Source organism: Streptomyces sp. NPDC092369 (genome assembly GCF_044755245.1).
Classification (GTDB): domain Bacteria; phylum Actinomycetota; class Actinomycetes; order Streptomycetales; family Streptomycetaceae; genus Streptomyces.
The window spans coordinates 470,582-492,635 of sequence record NZ_JBIVQP010000001.1 but is presented as its reverse complement, the minus strand read 5'-3'; the positions used below and the strand labels follow the sequence as shown (position 1 = coordinate 492,635).

The 22,054-nt window shown below is 71.4% G+C and carries 17 protein-coding genes; 9 read left to right on the top strand and 8 right to left on the bottom strand.

Going from position 1 to position 22,054, the window contains the following annotated elements; translation table 11 throughout:
* The first annotated feature begins 2 nt into the window (after positions 1–2).
* Entirely contained in the window at positions 3–413 is a 411-nt protein-coding gene (locus ACIQI8_RS02125) for a PPOX class F420-dependent oxidoreductase (protein ID WP_402343647.1), read from the top strand.
* A gap of 72 nt (positions 414–485) precedes the next feature.
* Here the strand turns inward: ACIQI8_RS02125 and ACIQI8_RS02120 are convergent, their stop codons facing one another.
* From ACIQI8_RS02120 to ACIQI8_RS02110, 3 genes are all read right to left on the bottom strand, one after another.
* Positions 486–3,263: an alpha/beta hydrolase family protein gene (locus ACIQI8_RS02120; RefSeq protein ID WP_402343644.1), complete on the bottom strand. Its 2,778-nt coding sequence runs from the start codon at positions 3,261–3,263 to the stop codon at positions 486–488.
* 143 nt (positions 3,264–3,406) lie between these two features.
* Entirely contained in the window at positions 3,407–3,823 is a 417-nt protein-coding gene (locus ACIQI8_RS02115; protein WP_402346632.1) for a Zn-ribbon domain-containing OB-fold protein, read from the bottom strand.
* Between the two features lie 154 nt (positions 3,824–3,977).
* Positions 3,978–4,715 (bottom strand): TetR family transcriptional regulator, encoded by a 738-nt coding sequence (locus tag ACIQI8_RS02110; protein WP_402343641.1) that lies wholly within the window; start codon positions 4,713–4,715, stop codon positions 3,978–3,980.
* Between the two features lie 115 nt (positions 4,716–4,830).
* Between ACIQI8_RS02110 and ACIQI8_RS02105 the strand changes: the two genes are divergently transcribed.
* Both ACIQI8_RS02105 and ACIQI8_RS02100 read left to right on the top strand, forming a co-directional pair.
* The gene (locus ACIQI8_RS02105; protein ID WP_402343638.1) at positions 4,831–5,658 is read left to right on the top strand and encodes a hypothetical protein; all 828 of its coding nucleotides are present in this window, start codon (positions 4,831–4,833) and stop codon (positions 5,656–5,658) included.
* Positions 5,659–5,733: 75 nt separating this feature from the next.
* Complete coding sequence (locus tag ACIQI8_RS02100; protein ID WP_402343635.1) at positions 5,734–6,468, top strand: peptidoglycan-binding protein; 735 nt, start codon at positions 5,734–5,736, stop codon at positions 6,466–6,468.
* A 299-nt stretch (positions 6,469–6,767) separates the two neighbouring features.
* Here the strand turns inward: ACIQI8_RS02100 and ACIQI8_RS02095 are convergent, their stop codons facing one another.
* The 5 genes from ACIQI8_RS02095 to ACIQI8_RS02075 form a co-directional block, all read right to left on the bottom strand.
* Entirely contained in the window at positions 6,768–7,142 is a 375-nt protein-coding gene (locus ACIQI8_RS02095) for a hypothetical protein (RefSeq protein WP_402343632.1), read from the bottom strand.
* Between the two features lie 453 nt (positions 7,143–7,595).
* A complete protein-coding gene (locus ACIQI8_RS02090; RefSeq protein WP_185145949.1) occupies positions 7,596–8,519 on the bottom strand; it encodes a MurR/RpiR family transcriptional regulator in 924 nt (307 codons plus the stop codon).
* Positions 8,520–8,643: 124 nt separating this feature from the next.
* Positions 8,644–10,335, bottom strand: a complete 1,692-nt coding sequence (locus ACIQI8_RS02085; RefSeq protein WP_402343629.1) for an ArnT family glycosyltransferase — start codon at positions 10,333–10,335, stop codon at positions 8,644–8,646.
* Positions 10,336–10,429: 94 nt separating this feature from the next.
* On the bottom strand, positions 10,430–12,361 hold the full coding sequence (locus ACIQI8_RS02080) for a phosphatase PAP2 family protein (protein ID WP_402343626.1): 1,932 nt from the start codon (positions 12,359–12,361) through the stop codon (positions 10,430–10,432).
* 200 nt (positions 12,362–12,561) lie between these two features.
* Entirely contained in the window at positions 12,562–13,485 is a 924-nt protein-coding gene (locus ACIQI8_RS02075; RefSeq protein ID WP_402343624.1) for an N-acetylglucosamine kinase, read from the bottom strand.
* Between the two features lie 295 nt (positions 13,486–13,780).
* Here ACIQI8_RS02075 and ACIQI8_RS02070 point away from each other — a divergent pair, with 295 nt between their 5' ends.
* The 6 genes from ACIQI8_RS02070 to ACIQI8_RS02045 all read left to right on the top strand — a co-directional run bounded on the left by ACIQI8_RS02070 (position 13,781) and on the right by ACIQI8_RS02045 (position 22,051).
* Positions 13,781–14,914 carry an ROK family transcriptional regulator gene (locus tag ACIQI8_RS02070; RefSeq protein WP_402343621.1) on the top strand — a complete coding sequence of 378 codons (1,134 nt, stop codon included), beginning with the start codon at positions 13,781–13,783 and terminating at the stop codon, positions 14,912–14,914.
* Between the two features lie 277 nt (positions 14,915–15,191).
* Complete coding sequence (locus ACIQI8_RS02065; protein WP_402343618.1) at positions 15,192–16,514, top strand: ABC transporter substrate-binding protein; 1,323 nt, start codon at positions 15,192–15,194, stop codon at positions 16,512–16,514.
* A gap of 121 nt (positions 16,515–16,635) precedes the next feature.
* Entirely contained in the window at positions 16,636–17,547 is a 912-nt protein-coding gene (locus ACIQI8_RS02060; protein WP_402343615.1) for a carbohydrate ABC transporter permease, read from the top strand.
* Positions 17,544–18,446 carry a carbohydrate ABC transporter permease gene (locus tag ACIQI8_RS02055; protein WP_402343612.1) on the top strand — a complete coding sequence of 301 codons (903 nt, stop codon included), beginning with the start codon at positions 17,544–17,546 and terminating at the stop codon, positions 18,444–18,446. Before ACIQI8_RS02060 ends, ACIQI8_RS02055 begins: the two co-directional genes overlap by 4 nt.
* Before the next feature lie 2 nt (positions 18,447–18,448).
* A complete protein-coding gene (locus tag ACIQI8_RS02050; protein WP_402343609.1) occupies positions 18,449–20,167 on the top strand; it encodes a hypothetical protein in 1,719 nt (572 codons plus the stop codon).
* A 51-nt stretch (positions 20,168–20,218) separates the two neighbouring features.
* Positions 20,219–22,051: a hypothetical protein gene (locus tag ACIQI8_RS02045; protein WP_402343606.1), complete on the top strand. Its 1,833-nt coding sequence runs from the start codon at positions 20,219–20,221 to the stop codon at positions 22,049–22,051.
* Positions 22,052–22,054: the final 3 nt, after the last annotated feature.

Sequence of the window (22,054 nt, the reverse complement as noted above, 5' to 3'; positions counted from 1 at the left end):
CCATGGACGACACCACGCTGGACCGGCTCGCCTCGGGCAAGTACCTGCTGGTCACCAGCTATCGCAAGAACGGCACTCCGGTCGCCACCCCGGTGTGGGTGGTGCGCGACGGGGACACGCTCGGCGTATGGACGGTGGCCGACTCCTGGAAGGTCAAGCGGATCAGGGCCCGGGGCGATGTCCTCGTCGGTCCCTGCGACGTGCGCGGCAATCCGACGGGCGCCTCCGTGCCGGCCACCGCCGAGATCACCGACGCGGCGACCGTCGCCCACTACCGCAAGCTCATCACCCGCAAGTACGGCCTCATGGGCCGGTTCACGCTCCTCGGCAGCAGGCTGCGGCGCGGCCTTGACGGGACGGTGGGCATCCGGGTGCGCCTCGTCGGACCGGAGCCCAGCGCCGCCGCCGAATGACGAACCGCGCGGCACTCCGGGTCCCGGTTTCCGGGGGAGTGCCGCGCGGCTCGTGGTGGGCGGGAGGATCGGCTACGGCGTGTCGAGCACCGTGCCGTTGAGGATCGCGCCGCCTTCCTGTGGTTCACCGTTGTCGTTGAGCTGCTGGAACCGGACGGACTCGGTCGGCTCCGTCACCCGGTCGGTGATCGTGGGCAGGGACACCTCCGTGCTCAGCTCACCCACGGGTACATAGCCGAACAGGGAGAGGTACTGCAGCGAGGACAGAGGACGCTCCGGATCGGGCTCCTCGCCCGTGTTCTCCGCGAGCCACTGCGGGTCCACGTCCTTCGTCGACAGCTCCGTGCCGTCGGTGACCGGCAGGATGCCGAACGACACCCCGAGGTCCACGTCCGCCGGCTCGGACAGCGTCACCTTCCAGCGCAACGGCTGCCCCTCGGTCACCCGGTCCGCCACCGGCGTCACACTCACCGACGGCATGGGATCGTCGTTCTCGACCAGGACGCCGCCTCGGTGGGCGCCGATGACCGCACCCCGTACGGCCTTGACGACCAGGTCGTCCTGAGTGCCGTACGAGAAGCGCGTGTTGCCTTTCACCTTGACCGACACGTTGATGTCGTTGCCGCCGGGGTGGACCGTCACCAGGTGCTCCTTCTCCCCTCCGGTGACCGGGTCGAGGACGTAGAGGCGCACCTGGCCCGAGCCGTGCCCGGACACCTGGACCGGCACCTTGTAGGTCCGTACGCCCGAGTTGCCCTCCTTGACGGTCAGGCGGCCGATGTCGACGCGCGGCAGTGCGGGCGCGGTGACCGCGGGCGTGCCGGTGCGCCAGCCCCAGGCGTCCATCAGCCAGGCCTGCCCGGAGCGTGAACGCGGGGTCAGGTCAAGGGACTTGATGTGCTTGAGGTCGAGACCGGCGCGGGTGGCGGCGGTCAGCGGGACGCGTATCTCGCGGGCCCAGTAGGAGCTGGTCCGTTCGGTGCCCGGCAGCCCGTCGACCTTGACGCCGCCGAGGGTGGCGCGCTTGCCGTGGGTGTCGGTGAGGGCGACGTCGAGGCGGGTGCCGGTCGAGTTGGGCGGCACGATGACGCGCAGCGACAGGTCCTTGGCCCCGCCGAGCGAGACCGGCGTGCCGGGGCGCACCTTCACGGCCGATCCGGCCGCGGACCACTTCAGCGCGACCGCGCGGCGGCCGACCTCATGGGTGGTCTCCCACTGGGCGAAGTGCGGCGAACTCCCGTTGGTGTCCGCGCCCAGGCACGCTTTGGCGGGGGACGGGTCCACGACCGCGCACAGTTTGCCGCCGGTCACCGACATCTTGCCGTCCGGCAGGAAACCGCCGGCCCGCTTGGCGCCAACCGCGTGCGTGAGCACCCGCGCGGGGTCGGCCGACGGGGCCCGCTTGCCCGAGCCGTCGAGCAGCGGCCGTACGCGGTCGTCACCTGCGACGAACAGGCGGGCCGCCGCCGCGATGTAGACGCTGCCCGCCTTGTGCTGCTGGTCGGCGGTCAGCCGGGTCGCGGTGCCCGGCGAGCACACCGCGTCCCGCTGGTCCGGGTCCTCGAAGAAATCGTCCCAGGCGGGCGCCTCGGACTGTCCGGGCGTCCACTCCGAGTTGAAGAAGTTGTGGTCGGCGCCGACCACGTACACCGCGCTGTGCAGGGCGGCGCCGCGGCTGACTCCGCGGGTGCCGTCGACGTAGACCTCGCCCTGGAGGTCGGAGACGTCACCGTCGCAGCCAGGCAGGATCGTCGCCGAGGGCACGTCCGCGACCGGGTTCTGGCCGAAGATCGTCGGTCCGATGAGGACGGTGCCGCGGATGTGCCAGCGCACCCGGCCGTGGTAGCCGTCCTGTGCGGCGGGCGGCGGGTAGAGGCTGTCCATCGCCGCGCGGTTGACGCCCTCGCCGCCGCGCGAGTGGCCCACGAGCAGCACGCGCGCGAGGTCGGCCTTGGGCGCGGCGCGTACGACCGCGGGTGCCGAGGCCGGGTCGGCGGCCCAGTCGGCCCAGCGGGCCAGGTGCTGGCGCACCAGTGAGGAGCGGGCCTGGGCGCCGCCGTCCTCGGCCGCCCAGTCCTGGCCGTTGATGCCGTTCGCGGAGATCGACACCGTCACATAGCCCTGGGAGGCGAGGAGTTGCTGGTCGCGCAGGTAACCCCGATAGCTCGGGATCGGCTTGGTGCCCTGCGGGCAGGGCCAGTCGCCCTCGATGTCGTCACCGGCGTAGCAGGTGGGGTGACGGCCGTGCAGGAACAGGGCGAGCGGGCGCTTGCCGGTGGCGCCCTTCGGCGCGACCACCACAGCCTGCATCTCGACGGGTGCGGCGAAGCCGGGGAGCTTGACCGGGTCGAGGTCGTACTCGCCGGTGCTCGTGCGGTAGTTGCCCGGCTTGCCCGGGTCCACGGAGTTGGCGGGGAGCGGGGCGGGTGGCGTGGCCGCCGCGGACCGCTTGCCGCTCGGGGTGTCGACGCGTCCCGCCGCGTTCAACTCCCGTCCGCCGGACCGGACCTGAAGGTCCGTCAAGTCGGCTTTCCGATCGGCCTTCCGGAGGTCGAGACGGAACGTGCGGCCGTCCTTCCCGGGTGCGGGGTGACCGAGCAGCCGGCCTCCTGCGTAGAAGTCGACGCGTGCGTCCCCCATCGGTACCGGCTTGGTGGAACGCCACACCAGTTGCCGGTCGTCACCCCCACCGGCGATCCGCCAGCCCGGCGGTAGTCCGCCGTCACTGTCGGCCGCCGTCGTGATCGCTCTGGCGTCGGACGGCTGAGCCGCCTGCGCCAGGCCTGGCGATCCCCCCGCCACCGCGAGCACCGTCGCGGCGGTCACCCATATTCGCCGGGCACGGATCAAGGTTGCCCTCCTCAAGTTCACAGCTCAGGCACCCCGTTGGTCAGCGGGGGCCTCTCGCGTACCGGAGGACGGGCACAGGCGCCTGTGGGTTGCCTGTGATCGAGGAATTGGCCGACGGGTATGGGCACCCGGCGTAGGGAGGATCAGGTCCAGGCGCGGTAGGGCTCGTCGACGAGCTGGAAGACCGGCTCGCCGCGCACCGGGTCCTTCGCCGTGGACAGCCGCACCCGGTCCCCGCTGTGGATGCCGATCGGCGGGCCCATGACCCGGCCGCGCACGACGAACCCCTCGGCCATCTCCACCAGCGACACATTGCGCGCGGCCGGGGTGTTGCGGTGCACGGTCGTGGAGTGGCGGACCGTGCCGGTGCCCTCGCTGCGTTCCGTCCTGAGGTCGCTGCCCTGGCAGACCGGGCACAACAGACGGTGGTACATGGCGGTCGCGCACCAGGTGCAGCGCTGGAAGAAAACGGCGTCCGAGGCCGGTGCCGCGGTGGGATCGAGTACGCCCGCCGAGGAGCCGGCTGTCTGACGAACGACGCTCGCTGAGTGGTGGTACACGCGGGTCAACCCCCTGCGCTCGGCCGGATTCCGACGTGCGCGGTTCGCGGTGCGACCGTGCACGGAATCAGCGTATGGCACTGAGTGTCAGCGGTAAAGGCACTCGGTTCCCTCAATGCATACGGATTCCGCACTGGATTCGGGCGGGAGCCGGTCAGTCCCGGTCGAGCGCCGTCTCGATCTCCCGCACGACCCGCCACAGCGGAGCCCCGCGTCGGGAGACGACGACCACCACGTCCTCCGGCTGCTCCCCGACGGGCCGGAGGGGCGCGGCGCCGACGCCGAAGGCGGACTGGACGTACCCCAGCGCGTGGTCGACCGTGGCGCTCGCGTCGCCCTGTCCGTCCGAACGCAGCCAGGAGCGCAGGGCGTTGTTGTGCGCCGCCACCACGGCGGCCGCGATCACGTCGGCCTGCAGCGTCCCGTCGGGCCGGCCGGCGAAACGCTCGCGCAGGTACTCGGCGAGGGCCCGCTCGTAGCGCCACACCACGGACAGCTCGTAGGCCCGCAGCCCTGGCACCTTCTTGGTGAGGCGGTAGCGCTGCACGGAGAAGGTCGGGTTCTCGGCGTACATCCTCAGCACCAGCCGGGCCGCGTCGCACACCCGCCGCACCGGCTCGTCGTCGTCCGCGCTGTCGGCGAGATACGTCGTCATGTCCGCCAGGCACCGCTCGTGGTCGGGGAAGACCACGTCCTCCTTGGAGGGGAAGTACCGGAAGAACGAGCGCCGTCCGACACCCGCGAGCGCCACGATGTCGTCGACGGTCGTCTGCTCGTACCCACGCTCCAGGAACAGTTGGAAGGCCGCCGCGACCAGGGCGTCCCGCATGGGTGGCCGGACACCCGGCCGCGCCTTCTCATCACGACCCGTCGCCGCACCGCTGGAGCTCATGGACGGGAACGTAACACCCGGGCGGCACGCATGGCACTCAGTGCGCCCCTTTCGGGGAACTGAGTGCTTCACCCCGTGCCCGAGCCGTCCCGCATCCCTGGCTTAGCCTCCTTGTATGCCTTCCCTCAGATCCCGCCTCCTCTACGTCAGCGACCTGGCGTACCCGGCGCGCGGGCGCCGCTACTGCGACGAGGACATATTCCTGACCTCGCGCCTGCGCGAGGACTTCGACCTCGCGCTGTGCCACCCGCGGGACGCCGCCGCGCTGATGGGCGCCTTCGACGCCGTCGTCGTCCGCAACAGCGGTCCGGTCCTCGGCTACCAGGCGGAGTACGACGCCTTCCGCGCGAAGGCGACCGCGAGCGGGGCGCGGGTCTACAACCAGCTCACGGGCCGCGCCGACATGGCCGGCAAGCAGTACCTGCTCGACCTGAGCGCCGCCGGTCACCCGGTCATCCCCACCGTCGACCGCGTGGCGGACCTGCACCGGCTGCCCGAGACGGCCGAGTACGTGGTCAAGCCCAAGCTCGGCGCCGACTCGGTCGGCCTGTCCGTCGTGCCCGCCGACCGCCTGCCCGCCCTGGTCGACGGCAGCGTCCTTGTCCAGCCGCGCATCGACTTCACCTACGAGGTCTCCTTCTACTTCGTCGACCACGACTTCCAGTACGCCCTGCACGCCCCGCACACCGACCGGCGCTGGGACCTGGAACCGTACGAACCCACCGACGCGGACCTGGAGTTCGCCCGCGGCTTCATCGACTGGAACACCGTCGAGCACGGCATCCAACGGGTCGACGCCTGCCGCGCCCCGGGCGGCGAGCTGCTGCTGGTCGAGTTGGAGGACCTCAACCCCTATCTCTCCCTGGACGTCCTCGACGAGACACGCCGGGACGCCTTCGTATCGGCCTTCAAGGAGTCCCTCCGCGGGTTCCTCGCTCGCTGAACTCAGGGGGCGGGCGGCGCGTATCACTCCCCGAGGGACGGCGGAGGTCCCTGTCAGGGACGGAAGGAGAGCGCTGTGCCGACACCGCCCGGAGCCGGGTCACCGCAGGACCGCCCACCGCTGGAGCCCGTTCGCGTACTGCGCCCGCGCCGCACCGACGCGCTGGCGCAGTTACTGAGGGACATACGCCAGGACAAGGACTACCGCGACCGTGAGGCCGTGGCCGTGCGGGACCCGCACGCGTGGACCGACGAGGAGACCGAGGAACTCCCGCCCGTCGTCGACGAGTTCACGACCGGACCAGCCGCAAAATCAGCCGCAAGGCCGGCCGCAAGACCCGCCACCAGGCCGGCCGCCGGGCCCCCTCGCCCGTCGCGTCCCGTCGGCCGCCTCGGCTTCGGTCCGGGACACCGCCGTGCCGCCGTGGTGATCGGGGTCGGCGCTGCGGCCGTCGTCGGCTTCGGCTGCGCCCTCCTGCTCCCCGGCCGCACCGACGCGGCGACGGCAGCGCCACCGGCGACCGCGTCCGCCGACCCCACCCCGGCGGCTCCGGCCACGGGCGACCCCGACGGTCCGGGCACCCTCCGCGAGGGAGACAGCGGCCCGGCGGTGACCGACCTCCAGGAGCGGCTGCGGCACATACCGGACGTCTACAAGGACGGCTCCACCAACGGCAGTTACGACACCACCCTCACCGAGGCGGTGGCCCGCTTCCAGCTCTGGTACGGCATCCGGGGCGACGAGAACGGCGTCTACGGCAACGACACCCGCCAGGCCCTCGAATCGCGCACCGCGTCCGGAACCGGCTGACCCGGCAGGGGTGTTGTCCCGCGCGGTCTCGAACGCCGGGCAATCGGTGAGGAAAGTGCGGGTGGACGAGTACGGCGTGCCCGGCACCATGGGATCGGGGCCGGCGTGCGAGACGCCCGGCCCGTCCCGAGCCGAAGGCACCACCCATGAACGGCACCCGCATCCCGGGCCTGATCCTGCCCGCGGTCTTCCTGCTGGCCCTCGTCGTGGGCCTGTTCTGGTACTGGCGGCACCGGGGCGACGAGTGAACGACGGGCCGCGCTGCGGAGGTTGGCGCCCGCGAACCGACGCGCCCGACGTCAGCGTGCCGATTCCACCAGCGCCTGAGTGACCGTCCGGACGCTGCGCGCGATGTGCTGGAGCTGCAGCACCTCCGCCGCGTACAGCTTGATCGTGTGCTCGATGACCGACTCGGGCAGTCCCAGGGCGGGCAGGTCCGCACGGGCGGTCTGCAGTGCGGTGCGCGCGACCCGGATCTCGTTCTGGACCTGGATCTGCGCGTGCCGGGCGAGCAGGACGGGGTGGCGGATCAGGGCCGGGTAGCTCGCGTACCGCGCGGGCACCAGCTCGCGCAGCCACTTGGTCGCCGAGCGCTCCCAGTCGTAGCTGCCGGGCGACTTGACCTGGCACGGCCAGTCCGGGCTGACGCGGGTGGTCGTCATCTGCATGGTCATCGCTCCAGGATGTGCGGCGTCGTGGAGGGTGGTCCGACGGTGACGGGCGGCCCCGGTCTAGGGGATGACCGGGGCCGCCACGGGCCCTCGCACGGGCGAGGCCCTACCGAACACCCTGGGCGCCGACGCGGGTAGGAGACGGCGGCCCCGGATGTTCGTACAGGTGCCCGAGAGTGCGTGCGGTGCCGGCGCGGCGAGTGGTGCGGCGTGCGCATGGGGCGGACCGTCGGCTTTCTGCGGGCGGATGGGGCGGCGGGGACGGGGGCGCGGACGTGCACCGGAGTGAGCCGGAGCGCGATCCGTGAGCAGTATTTATATATGCCGTCCGCTTTGCAAGGCGCATGAAAACATTCATGCGTGATATATGGCGGATGATCCGTCTGTGCCACGAAATGACCGAAGTGGCCGACATGGTCGCGGGGTACGCCCCGGGCGGTCGCAGGACCCCGGTGTTCAGTCCCTGAGGAAGAACTGGTGCTGGTCGGAGATCTGCTCGTACTCCTCCAGGCGCGCCTGGGTGCGCTCGGGATCCGCGTCGGTCATGGCCTGCAGCAGCGCGGCGGCCATCACGCCGGGCGCGGCATAGGAGTCGAAGACCAGGCGGGAGCCGGTCGCGGTGGCGAAGGTGACGTCGGCCTCGTCGGCGACCGGACCCAGCGCCAGGTCCGTGACGAGGGCGACCAGCAGCCCGGCGCTGCGCGCGACCCGGACCGCGGTGAGGGTCTCATGGGCGTGCCGTGGCATCGAGAACGCCAGCACCCAGGTGCCGCCCGCCTCGCGCGACTGCAGCAGCGCGTCGTAGGCGACGCTGCCGCCCCGCGTCACCAGCCGCACGTCCGGGTGGATACGGCGGGCGGCGTAGGCGAAGTACTCGGCGAGCGAGGCCGAGATGCGCAGCCCGAGGATGGTCAGCGGCGTCGACTCCGACAGCTTGCGGCCCATCTCGATGAGCTGGTCGGGGTCGGCGAAGTCGCGCCGCAGGTTCTCCAGGTTCTCGATCTCGGCGTCGACCGCCGACTGCAGTTCGTTGCTGCCGTTCTCCTCGGTCGCCGCGGGCCCGCCGGCCAGCGTGCCGAGCGCGATGGACTGGAGCTTCTCGCGCAGCGCCGGGTAGCCGCTGAAGCCCACCGCGGCGGCGAAGCGCGTCACGGAGGGCTGGCTCACGCCGACGCGTTCGGCGAGGTCGGTGATGGAGAGGAACGCGGCCTCGGTGATGTGCTCGATCAGGTACTGGGCGATGCGGCGCTGGCCCGGGGAGAGCCGGGGCCGGTCGAAGAGGGTCCTGAGCTGGGAGGCCGGGGCGGCCTCGACCTCCGGTGCGGTCTTGCCCGAGGTGATGGCGGATGCCTGTGCGCGTGCCTGCTGCGGCGATGGCACCGGTGCGCCTCCTTTGTCTCCCACAGTGCCTCAACATAGCTCACACGCTGTCACCACAGGGGTCTGCGAGAAGGCATATGCCGTACGGCGGACGGAAGCTCAGGTCGCGCCGCCGGACGGGGTGTCACCGCCGGTAGACGGTGATCGAATGACCGACCTCGTCGATCGCGCGGCTGCCGGCGATCAGTGCGGCCAGCCGTCCGCGCGCCTTGGCCACCGACGAGTCCGAGACCACGAGCAGCCCGTGCACCTCGGATTCGGGCACGTCACGCGGGTCGGCCGCGTCGATGCCGTAGAAGGACGGCACCCCGCTGCCCTTGTACACCAGCCACACCCGCTCGCCCGCGTACCGCTCGCGCAGCCGGTCGGCGAGCCGCCCCAGGTCCTGGCCCCAGTCCACATTGGAGTCGTGCAGCCGCAGATGCGTCTTCGCCGGTCCGCCGAACGCCTCGTTGGAGTACGGCAGATAGTAGGGGTACGTCCGCACCGAACTGACCGCGACGAACGCCACCAGCACCCCCGTCACCAGCGGCGCCCACCGCCACCGCACGGCGAGCACACACCCCGCCGCCACCGCCAGGAACATCGGCACGAACACGGCGTACCGCGTCCCGAAGTCCCGCGACCCGGTCATGGCCGCGGCCAGGAGCACCGCGGCGGGCACGAGCACGTAAGGCGCCGCGGGCCGCAGCCGCGGTACCGCGACCAGCACGACCGCCCCGGCGGCCCACAGCGCGAGCATGCCCAGCGGCGTCTTCACCAGCAGCGCGACCGGCAGGTAGTACCAGAGCGAACCGGTGTACACATGCCCGAAGAGGAACCCCTGCCACGGATAGGCCTCCATGCCGAACTGGAGCCGCATGCCGTCCTTGTAGGACCCGGGCAGCGGCAGCAGATCCACCACCAGCCCCTTCAGCCCGTGCACGGCCGGGACCGGGTCCATGGAGGAGGCGCGCAACCGCGGGTCCACCACCAGATACGACGCCCATACGACGGTCACGGCGGCCCCCGCCACGACGGCCGCGCCCGCGAGCGCCCGCAGCACCGCCCTGCGCCGGTCCGCCGAACCGCCGTGCCACACCGACCACGCGGCCAGTGCACACAGCACCGGCACGACCGGCAGCACGCTCATCTTCGTGGCCAGGCCCGCGCCGAGCGCGATCCCCGCCAACGGCACGTACCGGCGCGGCCGTTGACGTGCCCGCCACGCCAGCCACGCGGACGTCAGCACGAACCCGGCGGCCGGCACGTCGAGCGTGGCCAGCGAGCCGTGGGCGACGATGTCGGGGGAGAAGGAGTACAGGGCGAGGGCGGCCAATCCGGCGGCGGCGCCCGCGAGTTCACGGGCGAACGAGAACACGACGAGCCCGAAGAGCAGGGTCAGCACCATCACCGGAAGACGCGCCCAGAACATCAACCGCCAGGGGTCGTTGCCGGACTCGTACAGCAGGTGCCGCCCGAACTCCCCTTGGTCGCCCCGGTAGTTGGTGTCGACGTGCGGGTCGGCGACCGCCACGCCGAGCGCGATCACCAGCTTGCCGAGCGGCGGGTGTTCGGGGTTGAAGCGGATGCGGTGCTCGTGGAGGTAGTCGGCGGCCGTGCCGACGTACACCGGCTCGTCGATGGTCGGTGTCTGCTGGACCGCCGTGGTCGCCATCGCGGCGGCCAGCTGGCCGAGCAGCAGGACCACGAGGAGGGGCACCAGCCAGCGCCGACGCGCGGGGCGGGCCGGCCCCGCGGCCGTGGGCCGGGGCGGGGTGGCCGCGTCGTCGAGGGTCCCGGGTTCGAGCACCGAGTGCTGTTCCTGCGCCATCATCCGCCCCGCGGTGACACCGACCGCGAGGCGGCGGGAGTGATCCGGACCCTTCTCATGGGCCCTACCTTCGCATCAGCTCCCGCCACCGAGGGCGTTACCGCTTCAGGAGTCGTACCGACAGACCGTCCGTCGTGTAGACGGGTACGGCCCGCAGCCGGTCGGAGTTCAGCTCGACGCGGTCGAATTGTCCGCGCAGGGCCGACGCGGACAGGACACGGACCGTGCTGCCCGCGACCGGCGGCCTGTGCGCGTCGAGCCGCAGCGACAGCACGCTGCCCCGGCCGAGGGTCGCGCGCCGGGTGATCTCCAGGGCGGGCGAGTGGCCCGAGCGCAGGGGGAGCTCCAGGGTGGCCGACTCCTGCGTGTACAGGCCGTGCACCTGGACGGGCTCGCCCAGGCGCAGGGTGCCGCCCGTCACGCGTACGTCGCCGTGGCCCAGGGCGTGGGAGGAGGCGGTCGCCAGGACGCCCGCGGTCACCACGGTGCCGCCCGTGTACCTGTTGTGGCCCGTCAGCGTCAGCGTGCCGGTGCCGCGCTTGGTCAGGCCGCCGTCCCCGTCGATGTCGTTGCGCCAGCTGTCCGCCGCGCCGAAGCCCCCGGCCGCCGCGTCCAGGGTGACGGTGACGTCGCAGTCGAAGGCGCCGTACCCGTCCGCCGCGGCGAACAGGTTGAGCCGGCCCCACTGCTCGAAGCCGTCCAGCAGCACGTAGCCCGAGGGCAGGGCCGTCGTGCGCAGCACCTCGCGCCGCTGGGCCGCGTCGAGGTAGGGCAGCCGGGTCTCCAGGAGCACCTCCGCGCCCTTCGGCACGGTCAGGGGGGTGCTGCGGCCCTTGCGGGTCAGCGCGTACGTGAACTTGGGCTCCACGACACGGGCGTTGGCCTCGCGGTCGGCGTACTTGTCGGTGTCGGTGCCTGCGGAGTGGACGTAGGCGTACAGGGTGTCGGCCGTGGTGCCCGTCTCCGCCGCGAAGTAGGCCAGGGCCTGGGCGCGGGCCGCGGTCTTGAGGGCCGCGTTCGCCGGGTCGGCGAGGGTGGCGGCGGCGAGGGCGGTGGCCATGACGCGGCCGCCGATGACGTCGACCGTGTTGTGCATGCCGGCCACGATCCGGGTGTGGCTCAGCTCCAGGGTCCGGGTCACCAGCTCCTGGAACCGCTCGGGCACGGCGTACGCGTAGGCCAGGCCCGCCAGGTGGAAGGCGTTGGTGTGGCCGCTGGGGAAGCCGCCGTCGTCCGTCGGGGAGGTGCTGCGCTGGCGCAGCAGCTGCGGGGCGACGACCACGTCGGAGTCGTAGACCGGGAAGCCGAGCGCGTCGGTCTTCCCGGTGTCGACGACCTCGCTGTCCTCGTTCATGCGCCACGGACGCGGGTACTGGTAGGCGTACTTGCCGGGGTTGCCGGAGGCGTACGGGCCGCGCACGGTGTCGACCAGTTCGGCGACCTTGCCGAGCGCGGAGTCGTGCGAGCCGGCGCCGAGCGCGGAACCGGCGGGCGCGCCGGCCGGGACGGCGTCGTCGATCTTCGTGGCGGGTGTGCCGTCGGGGGCGCTGGTGATCGAAGTGACCGCCAGGGCACCGGACTTGTACAGGTCGGCCAGCGGGCCCAGCGCCGCGATCATCGCGTAACTCTGGTGCTGGCGGTCGTAGATGAAGGCTTCCTTCGCCTGCGCGTCGGTGCGGGTGCGGGTGATCCTCGCGCAGTAGCGCATGTTGGCGCGCAGCACCTCGGGCCGCAGCGGTGTGCCGGTGTTCCAGGCGCCGCCGGTCTTCCACACCTTCGCGAAGCCGCCGAGGATCCGCACGACCGCGTTGGTCTCGGGCGTCAGGTTCGCGATGACGTTGGTCTTGTAGTCGTCGACGAACGGGAGGGGCGCGGTCGCGGCCTTGGCGTCGGCGGCGGCCAGCCAGGTGACGAGGGTCGGTGCGGCCAGTACACCGGCCGAGGCGCCCAGCGAGCTCTTGAGGAACCCCCGCCGGTCGACGGCGAGTTGGCCGATGGTGGGGGAGCGGTGCCCGGCTGGTGACGGCATGCGTGTGCCTCTCTTGAGTTCTTCGGCCCTGCGGCCGGAAGGGAGATCGTGCGCGGAGGTGTGGTGCCAGGGACGCGTGGGAACTGTGCGTTCGGCGCGTCCTGTTGGTGCCTGAGCGAAGATCCAAGGCCGGGCCCTGTCCCGCCAGAGGTGGACCGGCGACCGCGACATGGCGGCTGCGTGAACGCGGACCGACGGGTTCAGAGGATCGAACGCGCCAGCCGCACGGCCCCCTCGACCGGGGACACCCGCAGCGGCTGCGGGCGTGCTCCGGGCACGGATTCGGCGAGTGCGGCGGTGAACGCCCCGTACAGCGAGGGCTGGGCGAGGACGGTGCTGCCCGCGACCACCACGTCGTCCACCGGGACCCCGCGCACGGCGAGCCGGGAGACGAGCGCGGCGAGCGAGCGGCCCGCCGCGGCGATCACGCCACGGGCGAGTGCGGAGCCCGCGTCGGCCGCGGCGAACACGAAGGGTGCGCGCCTGCCCCACTCGGCGGAGACGTCGGAGGCGCTCTCCAACGCGTCGCCCAGCGCCGGGACTTCGGCGACGCCGAAGGCCTCGACGAGGCCGAGGGCGAGCGCGTCCGGTGCCTCGCCCCGGTCGTGGGCCGCCCACACGGCGCGCGCGGCCTCCCGGACGAGACCGGCGGCGCCGCCCTCGTCACCGAGCACCGCGCCCCAGCCGCCGACCTGAACGGAGCTGCCGTCGGGCAGTCGGCCCACGGCCACGGAACCGGTGCCGGCGACCAGGCCGACCCCCTTGTCCAAGCCCGCGGCGGGCACGAGGAGTTCGGCGTCGCCCACGACCAGCGCGGGCGCGTCGAAGTGGAGTTGCAGGGCGGTACGGATCTGCGCGCACTGGCGCGGGGTCTCGCAGGCGTGTCCGCCCAGGGCCAGGGCGGACGGACGCGCGCCGGTGGGCAGGGCGTCCGCGACCAGGGCGGCGAGCCAGGCGGCGGCGGCGACCGGATCATGCGGCCGCCAGCCGCCGCTCGTCCGGACGTGATCGGCGACCTCGGCGTCCCCCGCGAAGGCGCGGAGGTGCGTCTTGGTGCCGCCCACGTCGATACCGACCACAAGAGGGTTCGAGGGGGGTGCGTCCTGCACGGACTCCTCTTTCATCGTTCCGCCGGCCCGTGAACGGTGGACGAACCGTGCCTGGCCGAAGAGGAATTGGAGAAGTAGGGAAGCCCCGGGACGGGCCTCGTGCGGATCACGGCAGGCGAGTACCGTGTACTTCGTTAGGAAGTTAACTAACGAAGTACAGTGCGTCAAGAGTCCGCGCGAACTCGATCACTGGACCGGCCTTCCGGCCGCTGGGTGGCGGGGACGTGCGACGCAAGGGCAATTGAACGCCGCATCCCGCGACACCCGGGGAGCGCGGCCCCTGACCCATGGGGGAACTGTGGAACACGTCGTGGCGGAGACCCCCCGCCTGACCGAGAGCGCGAGCGCGGTCTTCGCGGTGCTGGCGCAGGCCGGCAGTGCGACCCGGCCCCAGCTGGCGAGTCTGGCGGGGCTGTCCAAGCCGACGGTGTCCTCCGCCGTCGCCGAACTGGAGGCGGCCCAGCTGGCCACCCACTCCGGCACCGCCTCGGGCGGCACCGGCCGCTCCGCCGCCGTGTACGGCCTCGGGCCCGCCTCCGGCGCCGTGCTCGCCGTCGACCTCGGTCCCGCCCGGACCCTGGTGCGGGGCTGCGCCCTGGACGGCACCCTGCTCGCCGAGGCGACCGCCAGCAGGGAGCGGGCCGTCGACGCTGTGCGCGAGGCGCTGGCCGCGCTGCCCGCCGGCGCCCCGCTGCGCACGATCGTCGTCGCGGTCGGCGACGTCACCGCCCCGGACGGCACCGACGGCCGCATGCGGCCCGCGACCGCCAAGGCGGGGCCCGTCTTCGACGCGGTGTCGGTCGCGCTGCCGCCCGGAGTGCCGGTCCACCTGGAGAACAACGTCAACTGCGCGGCCCTCGCCGAGCTGCACGAGGGCGCTGCCGTCGGCCGCCGCACCTTCGGCTACCTGCGGATCGGCGTGGGTGTCGGTCTCGGCATCGTCATCGGCGGCCAGGTGCTGCGCGGGGCCAACGGCGCGGCCGGTGAGCTCGCGCGGCTGCCCTACCCGTGGGACGACGACCGTGAGCCGCGCCAGGAGGCCCTGGAGGAGTACGTCGGCGCGCACTCCCTGCTGAGACGGGCCGCGGCGGCCTGGCGTGAGTCCGAGGGTCCGGTTCCGGGCAGCGCCGAACAGCTCTTCGCCCTCGCCTCGCAGGGCCGGGGGACGGCCCGCGCCCTCGTCGACCGGCACGCCGCCGACGTGGGCCGGCTCGCCGCCGCCGTGACCGCCGTACTGGACCCGGGACTGATCGTGCTGGGCGGCAGCACCGGCGCGTATCCGCAGCTCCTGCCCGGTGTGCGGGCCGAGCTGGCCCGGCTGAGCTGGCCCACCGAGGTGGTCAGCAGCACGGTCGGGGACCGCGGCACGGTGGTCGGCGCGGCCCGGCTCGCGGTGGCCAGAGGAGTCCAAACCGTGACCGAAGCCGCGGGGGTGAAGGATTGACGGCCTCCGACTTGGTCTGCCAATGTCCGGACAAGCGCTTTCTAAGTCGGTCGGGACACCGACTTGGGGTGAGCATCCCAGCCCGTACACGACGTACGGCAACCGCACGAGGGCGAGCCCGTGCGGTGACGGCCAGGACGGCCGGGGATCTCTGCCCCGCGTGGATGATGCGGCCGGGCGAGGCCGCGCCCCCGGAATGCGACTTTTCCAGCAAAATGCACCCGTGCCGCGTCGGTCGGCGCCGTGCTCCGTCCCTTACGACGAAATGGGATCCAAGATGACCACTGTGGGTGTGCGGCGCTCCCGCCGACTCGGCCGCGGCGGCATGCGCCGCCTGGTTCCTCTCGCTGCCGTAGCCACGGCAGGAGCCCTGTTGCTCTCCGCCTGCGGGTCGGGCTCCGGCTCCGGCGGGACCTCCAAGTCGCTGACGTTCTGGATCTCCACGGTTCCGGGGCAGGACGCGGGCTGGAAGAAGCTGGTGGCGCAGTACAAGAAGGAGCAGGACGTCAGCGTCAAGCTCGTCAACGTCCCCTACGACGGCTACACGACGAAGCTGCACAACGCCGCGCAGGCCAACTCCCTGCCCGACGTGGCCGCCGTGCCGGCGCTGGACCCGATCTGGTCGAACAAGCTGATCGACCTCGGCTCCATCGCCAACAACAAGACCTTCAAGATCAACAAGAACTTCATCGCCAAGGACTCGTCCGGCAAGGTGCTGGCCATCCCCTCGGACATCACCGCGTCCGGCCTGTTCATCAACAAGACGCTGTTCAAGAAGGCCGGCGTCGCCGTCCCGGCCTCGCCCGAGAAGACCTGGACCTGGACCGAGTTCATCGCGGCGGCCAACAAGGTCCGCGAGAAGACCGGTGCCAAGTACTCCCTGACGTTCGACCAGTCGCCGTCCCGGCTGCGCGCCATGGTCTACGAGATGGGCGGGAAGTACGTCCACGCCGATTCCTCCGGCAAGTTCTCGGTGGACGCGGCGACCAAGAAGGCCGTGAACACCTTCGTCGGATGGAACGACGACAAGACCATGCCGAAGTCGGTGTGGACCAGCGGTGCCGACCCGTCGGCCATGTTCCAGAGCGGTGACGTGGTCGCCTACTGGTCCGGCGTGTGGCAGGTGGCCGCCTTCGCGGAGAGCATCAAGAAGTTCGACTGGGCGAGCGTCCCGACCCCCGCCCAGCCGGTACAGGCCAGCGACGTCAACAGCGGCGGCCTGATGGTGGGCTTCAACAACAACGGTGCCGCGGCCACCGCCGCGCAGAAGTTCATGTCCTGGGTCTACGAGCCGAAGAACTACACCGAGCTGGTCGAGGCGTCCGGGTTCCTCCCGGTCGAGAGCGGGCTGAACCCGAAGTACCCCTTCACCTCCGAGGCGGCGCAGGCGGCGTTCAAGCTCTACAACGAGGAGATCCCGCTCTACGCCCCGATCTCGGGCTACTTCAACAGCGCGCAGACGAACTGGGTGCTGAAGGGCAAGAGCCTCACCGAGGACCCGACCAAGACGGAGCTCGGCAAGGCGATCAACGGCCAGCAGTCGGCCGACAAGGCCCTGCAGAACATCGTGGACGGCTACAACACGGCGGTCGGCGGCTGATCGTGGGCCGGAGCCGGGCGGCGGGATCCAGAGACCGCCGCCCGGCCCCGGGCGACCGCACGATGCCGGGCTCATGGCGTGAGCCCACCGCAATCCAATCCACCAGCACGGAGTCAGGAAGATGACAAAACGCGCCTCGGACGTGTCCGGGAGCCCGCCCAGGCGACGCAACACCTACACCGTCGCGCCGCTCGTCCTCATCGCGGCCAACGTCGTGCTCTTCGCACTGTTCTTCGTGTGGCCGGCGGTGATCGGGCTCGTCTACTCCTTCACCAACTACACAGGCGTGGGGGCGTTCCAGTTCATCGGACTGGACAACTACCAGAACCTGTTCGGGGACTCCACCTTCTACGACGCGCTGTTCCGGACGCTGCTGTACACCGTGCTCGTCGTCCCGCTGAACTTCGTGCTCTCGCTCCTCATCGCCAACCTGGTGGTGAGCAAGCAGGCCAAGGGCGCGTCGATAGCACGCGTCGTCTTCTTCATCCCGTGGCTCATCTCGCCCATCGTCGTGGGTGTCCTGTGGCGGTGGCTGTTCGGAGAGAACTTCGGACTGATCAACTACGTGATCGAGAAGTTCGGCGGGAACGCGATCGCCTGGCAGTCGAACGCCGACCTGTCGCTGGGCGTGGTCGTGATGGCGGGTGCCTGGTGGGGAACGGCCTTTTCGATGCTGCTGTTCATCGCGGCGATCAAGAACGTGCCCACCTCGTACTACGAGGCGGCCTCGCTCGACGGCGCCGGTCCCTGGCGCCAGTTCATCAGCATCACGCTGCCGAGCATCGCGCCCACCTCGTTCATCGTCATCCTGCTCAACACGATCAACGCGATGAAGGAATACCCGCTGTTCGTCTCCCTCAACAACGGCGGACCCGGCACGTCGAACAACCTGCTGGTCCAGTACATCTATCAGACCGGATTCAACCGGGGCCAGATCGGCTACGCGAGCGCCGCGTCCTTCGTGCTCATGCTCATCCTGATGGCCGTCGCGATCATCCAGCTGATCGCCAACCGGCGGATGGAGAACCGATGACAACCACAGACACGCCGCGTCCGGTCGACGCCGGTCCCCGACGGCCCGTCGCCAAGAAGCGGTCCCGGGGCGCGCGCAGTGGTGGGCTCCGGCAGGCCGTACCCGCGACGACACTGCTGTGGATCCTGGCGGCCCTGTACGGACTGCCGGTGCTGTGGTTCGTCCTCAGCTCCTTCAAGCCGGCCGGCGACCTGTTCTCCCTCCCGCTGACCGTGCTTCCGCACAACCCCACCCTGTCGGGCTACAAGGCGGCCTGGGACAGCGCCAACTTCTCCCAGTACTTCATCAACACGGCCATCGTGTGCGTGATCACGACGATCCTCACGGTGGGAGTCAGCTGCTGCACCGGGTACGCGCTGGCCAAGTACGACAACAAGTGGCTGAAGTTCTTCTTCATCTGCATCCTGGCCACCACGATGCTGCCGTCCGAGGTCATGCTCGCCCCGGAGTTCCTGGTCGTCCGCGACCTCGGCCTCTACAACTCGTTCGGCGGCATCATCCTCCCGGCCGTGCTCACCGCGACCGGATGCTTCATGTTCCGCCAGTTCTTCCTGACGGTCCCCGACGAACTCGTCGAGGCCGCCCGCATCGACGGCGCGCGTGAACTGTCGATCTTCCTGCGGATCATGGTGCCGATCTCCCGGCCCATCATGCTGACCCTCGCCATCCTGTCCTTCCAGTGGCGCTGGAACGACTACATCTGGCCGCTGCTGATGCTCAACGACCCCAACAAGTTCACCGTGCAGATCGGCATCCAGAGCCTCGTCGGCGCGCAGAACATCAACTGGTCGGTGCTGCTCGGCGGTTCGGTCATCTCCATGATCCCGCTGATCCTCGTCTTCCTGGTGTTCCAGCGGTACGTCATGAGCGCCGACATCAACGCCGGACTGAAGGACTGACCGTGCCCACCCCGCTCGACCACGAGTTCGTCCGCGCGACGGCCGGCGCCGCCGACCGGTCGGCCGCCCCGCTGGCGGCCGGCCCGGACGAGGAACCCGCCGGTGTGACCCACCGCGTGCTGGCGCGCCGGGTGAAGACCCTGGTCGCGGCCTACCGTTCCCGGGACTCGGCACTGCACGGCAGCGGGCGGGCCCTCGCCGCGGCGATGACCCACCTCGGCGCCCTCCGTGCCGCGCAGACCTTGACCGGTCTCTTCGCCGGCGGAGACAACGTGCAGTCGCCGCCGGACTCGGCGTTCACCGTCAACGACGTGTGCGACGCGCACGTCCTCGCCGCGGGCGCGGGTCCGGAACTGCGCAAGGTCGCCGCCGCGCTCGCCGAGATCGCCGGCGCGGCGTCCGAAGGCCTCCTGGCGGGCGGGGTGCACACGCCCAACCACCGCTGGGAACTGAGCGCCGCGCTGGCCCGGCTGCACCGCTCGTTCCCGGACGACCGGCTGCTCGACCGCGTCGAGCAGTGGCTCGCGGAGGGCGTCGACATCGACCCGGAGGGCCTGTACTCGGAGCGCAGCGCGGTCTACGCCTCCCACGTGTCCAACCCGTCGCTGCTGCTCCTGGCCGACGTCCTCGACCGCACCGACCTGCGGGACGCCGTCGCACGCAACCTCACCGCGACCCTGGACCTCATCAGACCGGACGGCACGGTGGAGACCGTCCATTCGCGGCGGCAGGACCAGAAGCACTCGTTCCCGCTGGCGCACTACCTGCCGTACTACCGGCTGCTCGCGATCCGCACCGGCCGGGGCGACTTCAGCCGGGCGGCGCGCTTGGCCGCAGCCGACGGCATCGACGACCCCAACCTGCTCGCCGAGACCATCCTCACCCCCGACCTGTGCCGCCCGCTGCCGACACCGGAGCCCGAACTCCTGCCCCGCGACCGGTACTTCACCTCGGCGCGCCTCGCCTCACGCGTGTCCACCACCGCGCACACCGTCCTGTACGGCGGCTCCGACGTGCCCGAGCAGCGGCGCATCCGCTCGGGTCTGGCCTGCAATCCCACCTTCCTGCGGCTGTTCGCGGGCGACGCCGTCCTCGACGCGGTCCGCCTCTCCCGGGGCTTCTTCGACCTCGGACCGTTCCGCGCCGCCGGCATGCACCAGCTCGCCGACAACCGGTACCGGCTCACCGAAACCCTCTCGGCCGCCTACTACCAACCGCTCCCGCCGGACTGGCGATGCGAGGACGGCGCCTACCGCCTGGCGGACGAGGGACGCTTCTCGGCCGCGATGGCCTTCTCGGACCGGCCCAGGGACGAGGTCTCCCAGACGACCCGCGTCGAGGTGGATCTGCGAGAGGACGGCGCCGACCTGCGGATCGACATCAGCGGACCACGGGTGCCCTGGGCCCTCGAACTGACCTTCCGGCCAGGGGGAGTTGTGGAGGGCGGCGCGCCGATCGGCGACGGACGCTGGTGCCTGGCGACCGGCCCGATGACCTACCGGGCCGGTGACGACGAGATCCGCGTCGAGGCCGAGGTCGAGGCGGGCGAGCCCCTCGCCGGGCCGGACCGCGGCGACGTACTGCGGTACGACCCGGGCCAGGACTACACCGTGGTGGGCGGCACCGACGCGACGACCGGGAACCGCGTCTACATCGGTGGAAACGGCCCGCAGACACTGGGCGTCGCACTGCGCGCCCGCCGCCCCGCACCCGTCTTGTGAACCCGGTGACCCACGCCATGGCCACCTCCGGCATGAAGGGCTGATCCACCCGTGCACCTCCTCCACCAGCGCGGCCCGTTGCACGACCTCCCCGACACCCCGCAGGCCTACGACGCCGTCCTCGCCGACGTCGTCGAGCAGGCCCTGCGGCGCATCACGCCGGAGGGCAGCCTCGAACACCCCGACGCGCTCGACGACATCGGGGACACCTCGCTCGGGATCACGTCGCTGCTGGCCCTGGCCAACCAGCGCCTTGACGACTCGCGCCTCCCGGAAGCAGCCCTGCGCAGCCTGTATTTCCACCTCCGTGAGCGGGTGTTCACGGAGGACAATCCCGGCTACCCGAACCTGAAGGTGCGCAACTCCGGCCTCCCGTACGCCCGGTACGTACTGGAGCCGGGAGCGCATCCGATCGGCGACTGGCCGAGCACGGTGTGGGCACTGCTCCAGGTGGTCAATGTCGTCGCGTTGGGTGACCGCTTCATCCACGACGAACTCCGACATGAACTGGGCCAGTTGGCGCTCGGCTACTGGCGTTGGCTCACGGAGGCCACCTTCTTCAACCCGCAGGAGGCCGGCAATCAGGCGATCGGCTGCGTGGTCGGCGGTCTGATGCTGGCCGGCCAACTGCACGGCGACGAAGGGGGGAAGGAGGTCCGCGAGCGCGCGTTGAGCCTCTATCACGACGAGATCCGTCCCCACCGCGTCAGCGACCGCGGCCACCTGCTGCCCCCCGAGCACGGCGGCGCCTACGACAACAACTACGGCCCGATCTCCCTCTCCTTCCTCGCGCAGGCCCACATCGTCAGCGGCGAGGACGTCTTCGCGCAGGACGGCGACGCACTGGCCCGCTACATCGACGCACGCCTCACCAACGGCGGCTTCGACAACGGCGGTCCTCGCTACAGCGAACAGCACTCCGGCTTCGAGTCCGTCCTCGGGCTGCGCTACTTCGGCAGCCGCATCGGCTCCGACATCGGCCGCTACCGGGGCGACACCCGCTGGGGCCGGCACGCGGTCAGGCCGGACGGGGGAGTGGACGGGCACTTCGCCTGGATGCTGGTCTGGCAGATCCAGGACACCACGCGCTGGCACCGCACACCGTCGACGACACCGGCCCGCCATCAACTCCGCGCCGGCACCGTGTCGGTGGCCTTCGACAGCAGGATGACGCCTTCGGTGGTCGAGGCCGACGGCACGTACTACCTGGCCGCTGCCGTGAACCGCCAGCACGGCTTCGGTCCGGTGCTCGACGGCTTCCTGTTCTGCCGCCCCATGGGCGAGGTGCGGGTCCGGGACGTGCGCGCCGACGGACTGACCGCCAAGCTGGTCACCAAGCCCGTCGTCGGCCGCGACCACGTCCTGCGGCACGTCCGCTCCCTGTACGTCACCGACGGCCGGGCCCTGTGGACGACGGTCGCCGTGGAACGACTCCCCGGCACCCCGTACCTGTTGGCCGGCCTGCCCTACGCCACGGACGACGGCGACCGGGTGCGCAGGACCGCGGACGCGAAGGTGACGTCGGCCGGTGAACTGCGCCTGACCCACCCGGAGTCGGAGGGTGTCGACCACTTCGACGCCCGTGCGGAACTGACCCAGGAGCTAGCGGCCTTCGCGCTGGCCGCCGACCCGCGCGGCTACGGGAACCCGGACGAGGGCTGGCGGCACCTGGTGTCCTCCAGTGCCGTGGAGGCGGAACCCGCTCCCGGTGCACCGGGGGACCTGCACGTGTTCGCGGTGCGCTACGGCGGCGACGGCCCCCTCGCGCCCACCTTCGAACTCGGCGACAGCGGCCTGACCGTCCGTACCGAGGCCTTCACCGCGGTGATCGGCGACCCGGCGGGCGACGCCGACGCCGAGCCGGAGCTGACGCTGCACGCCTGAGCG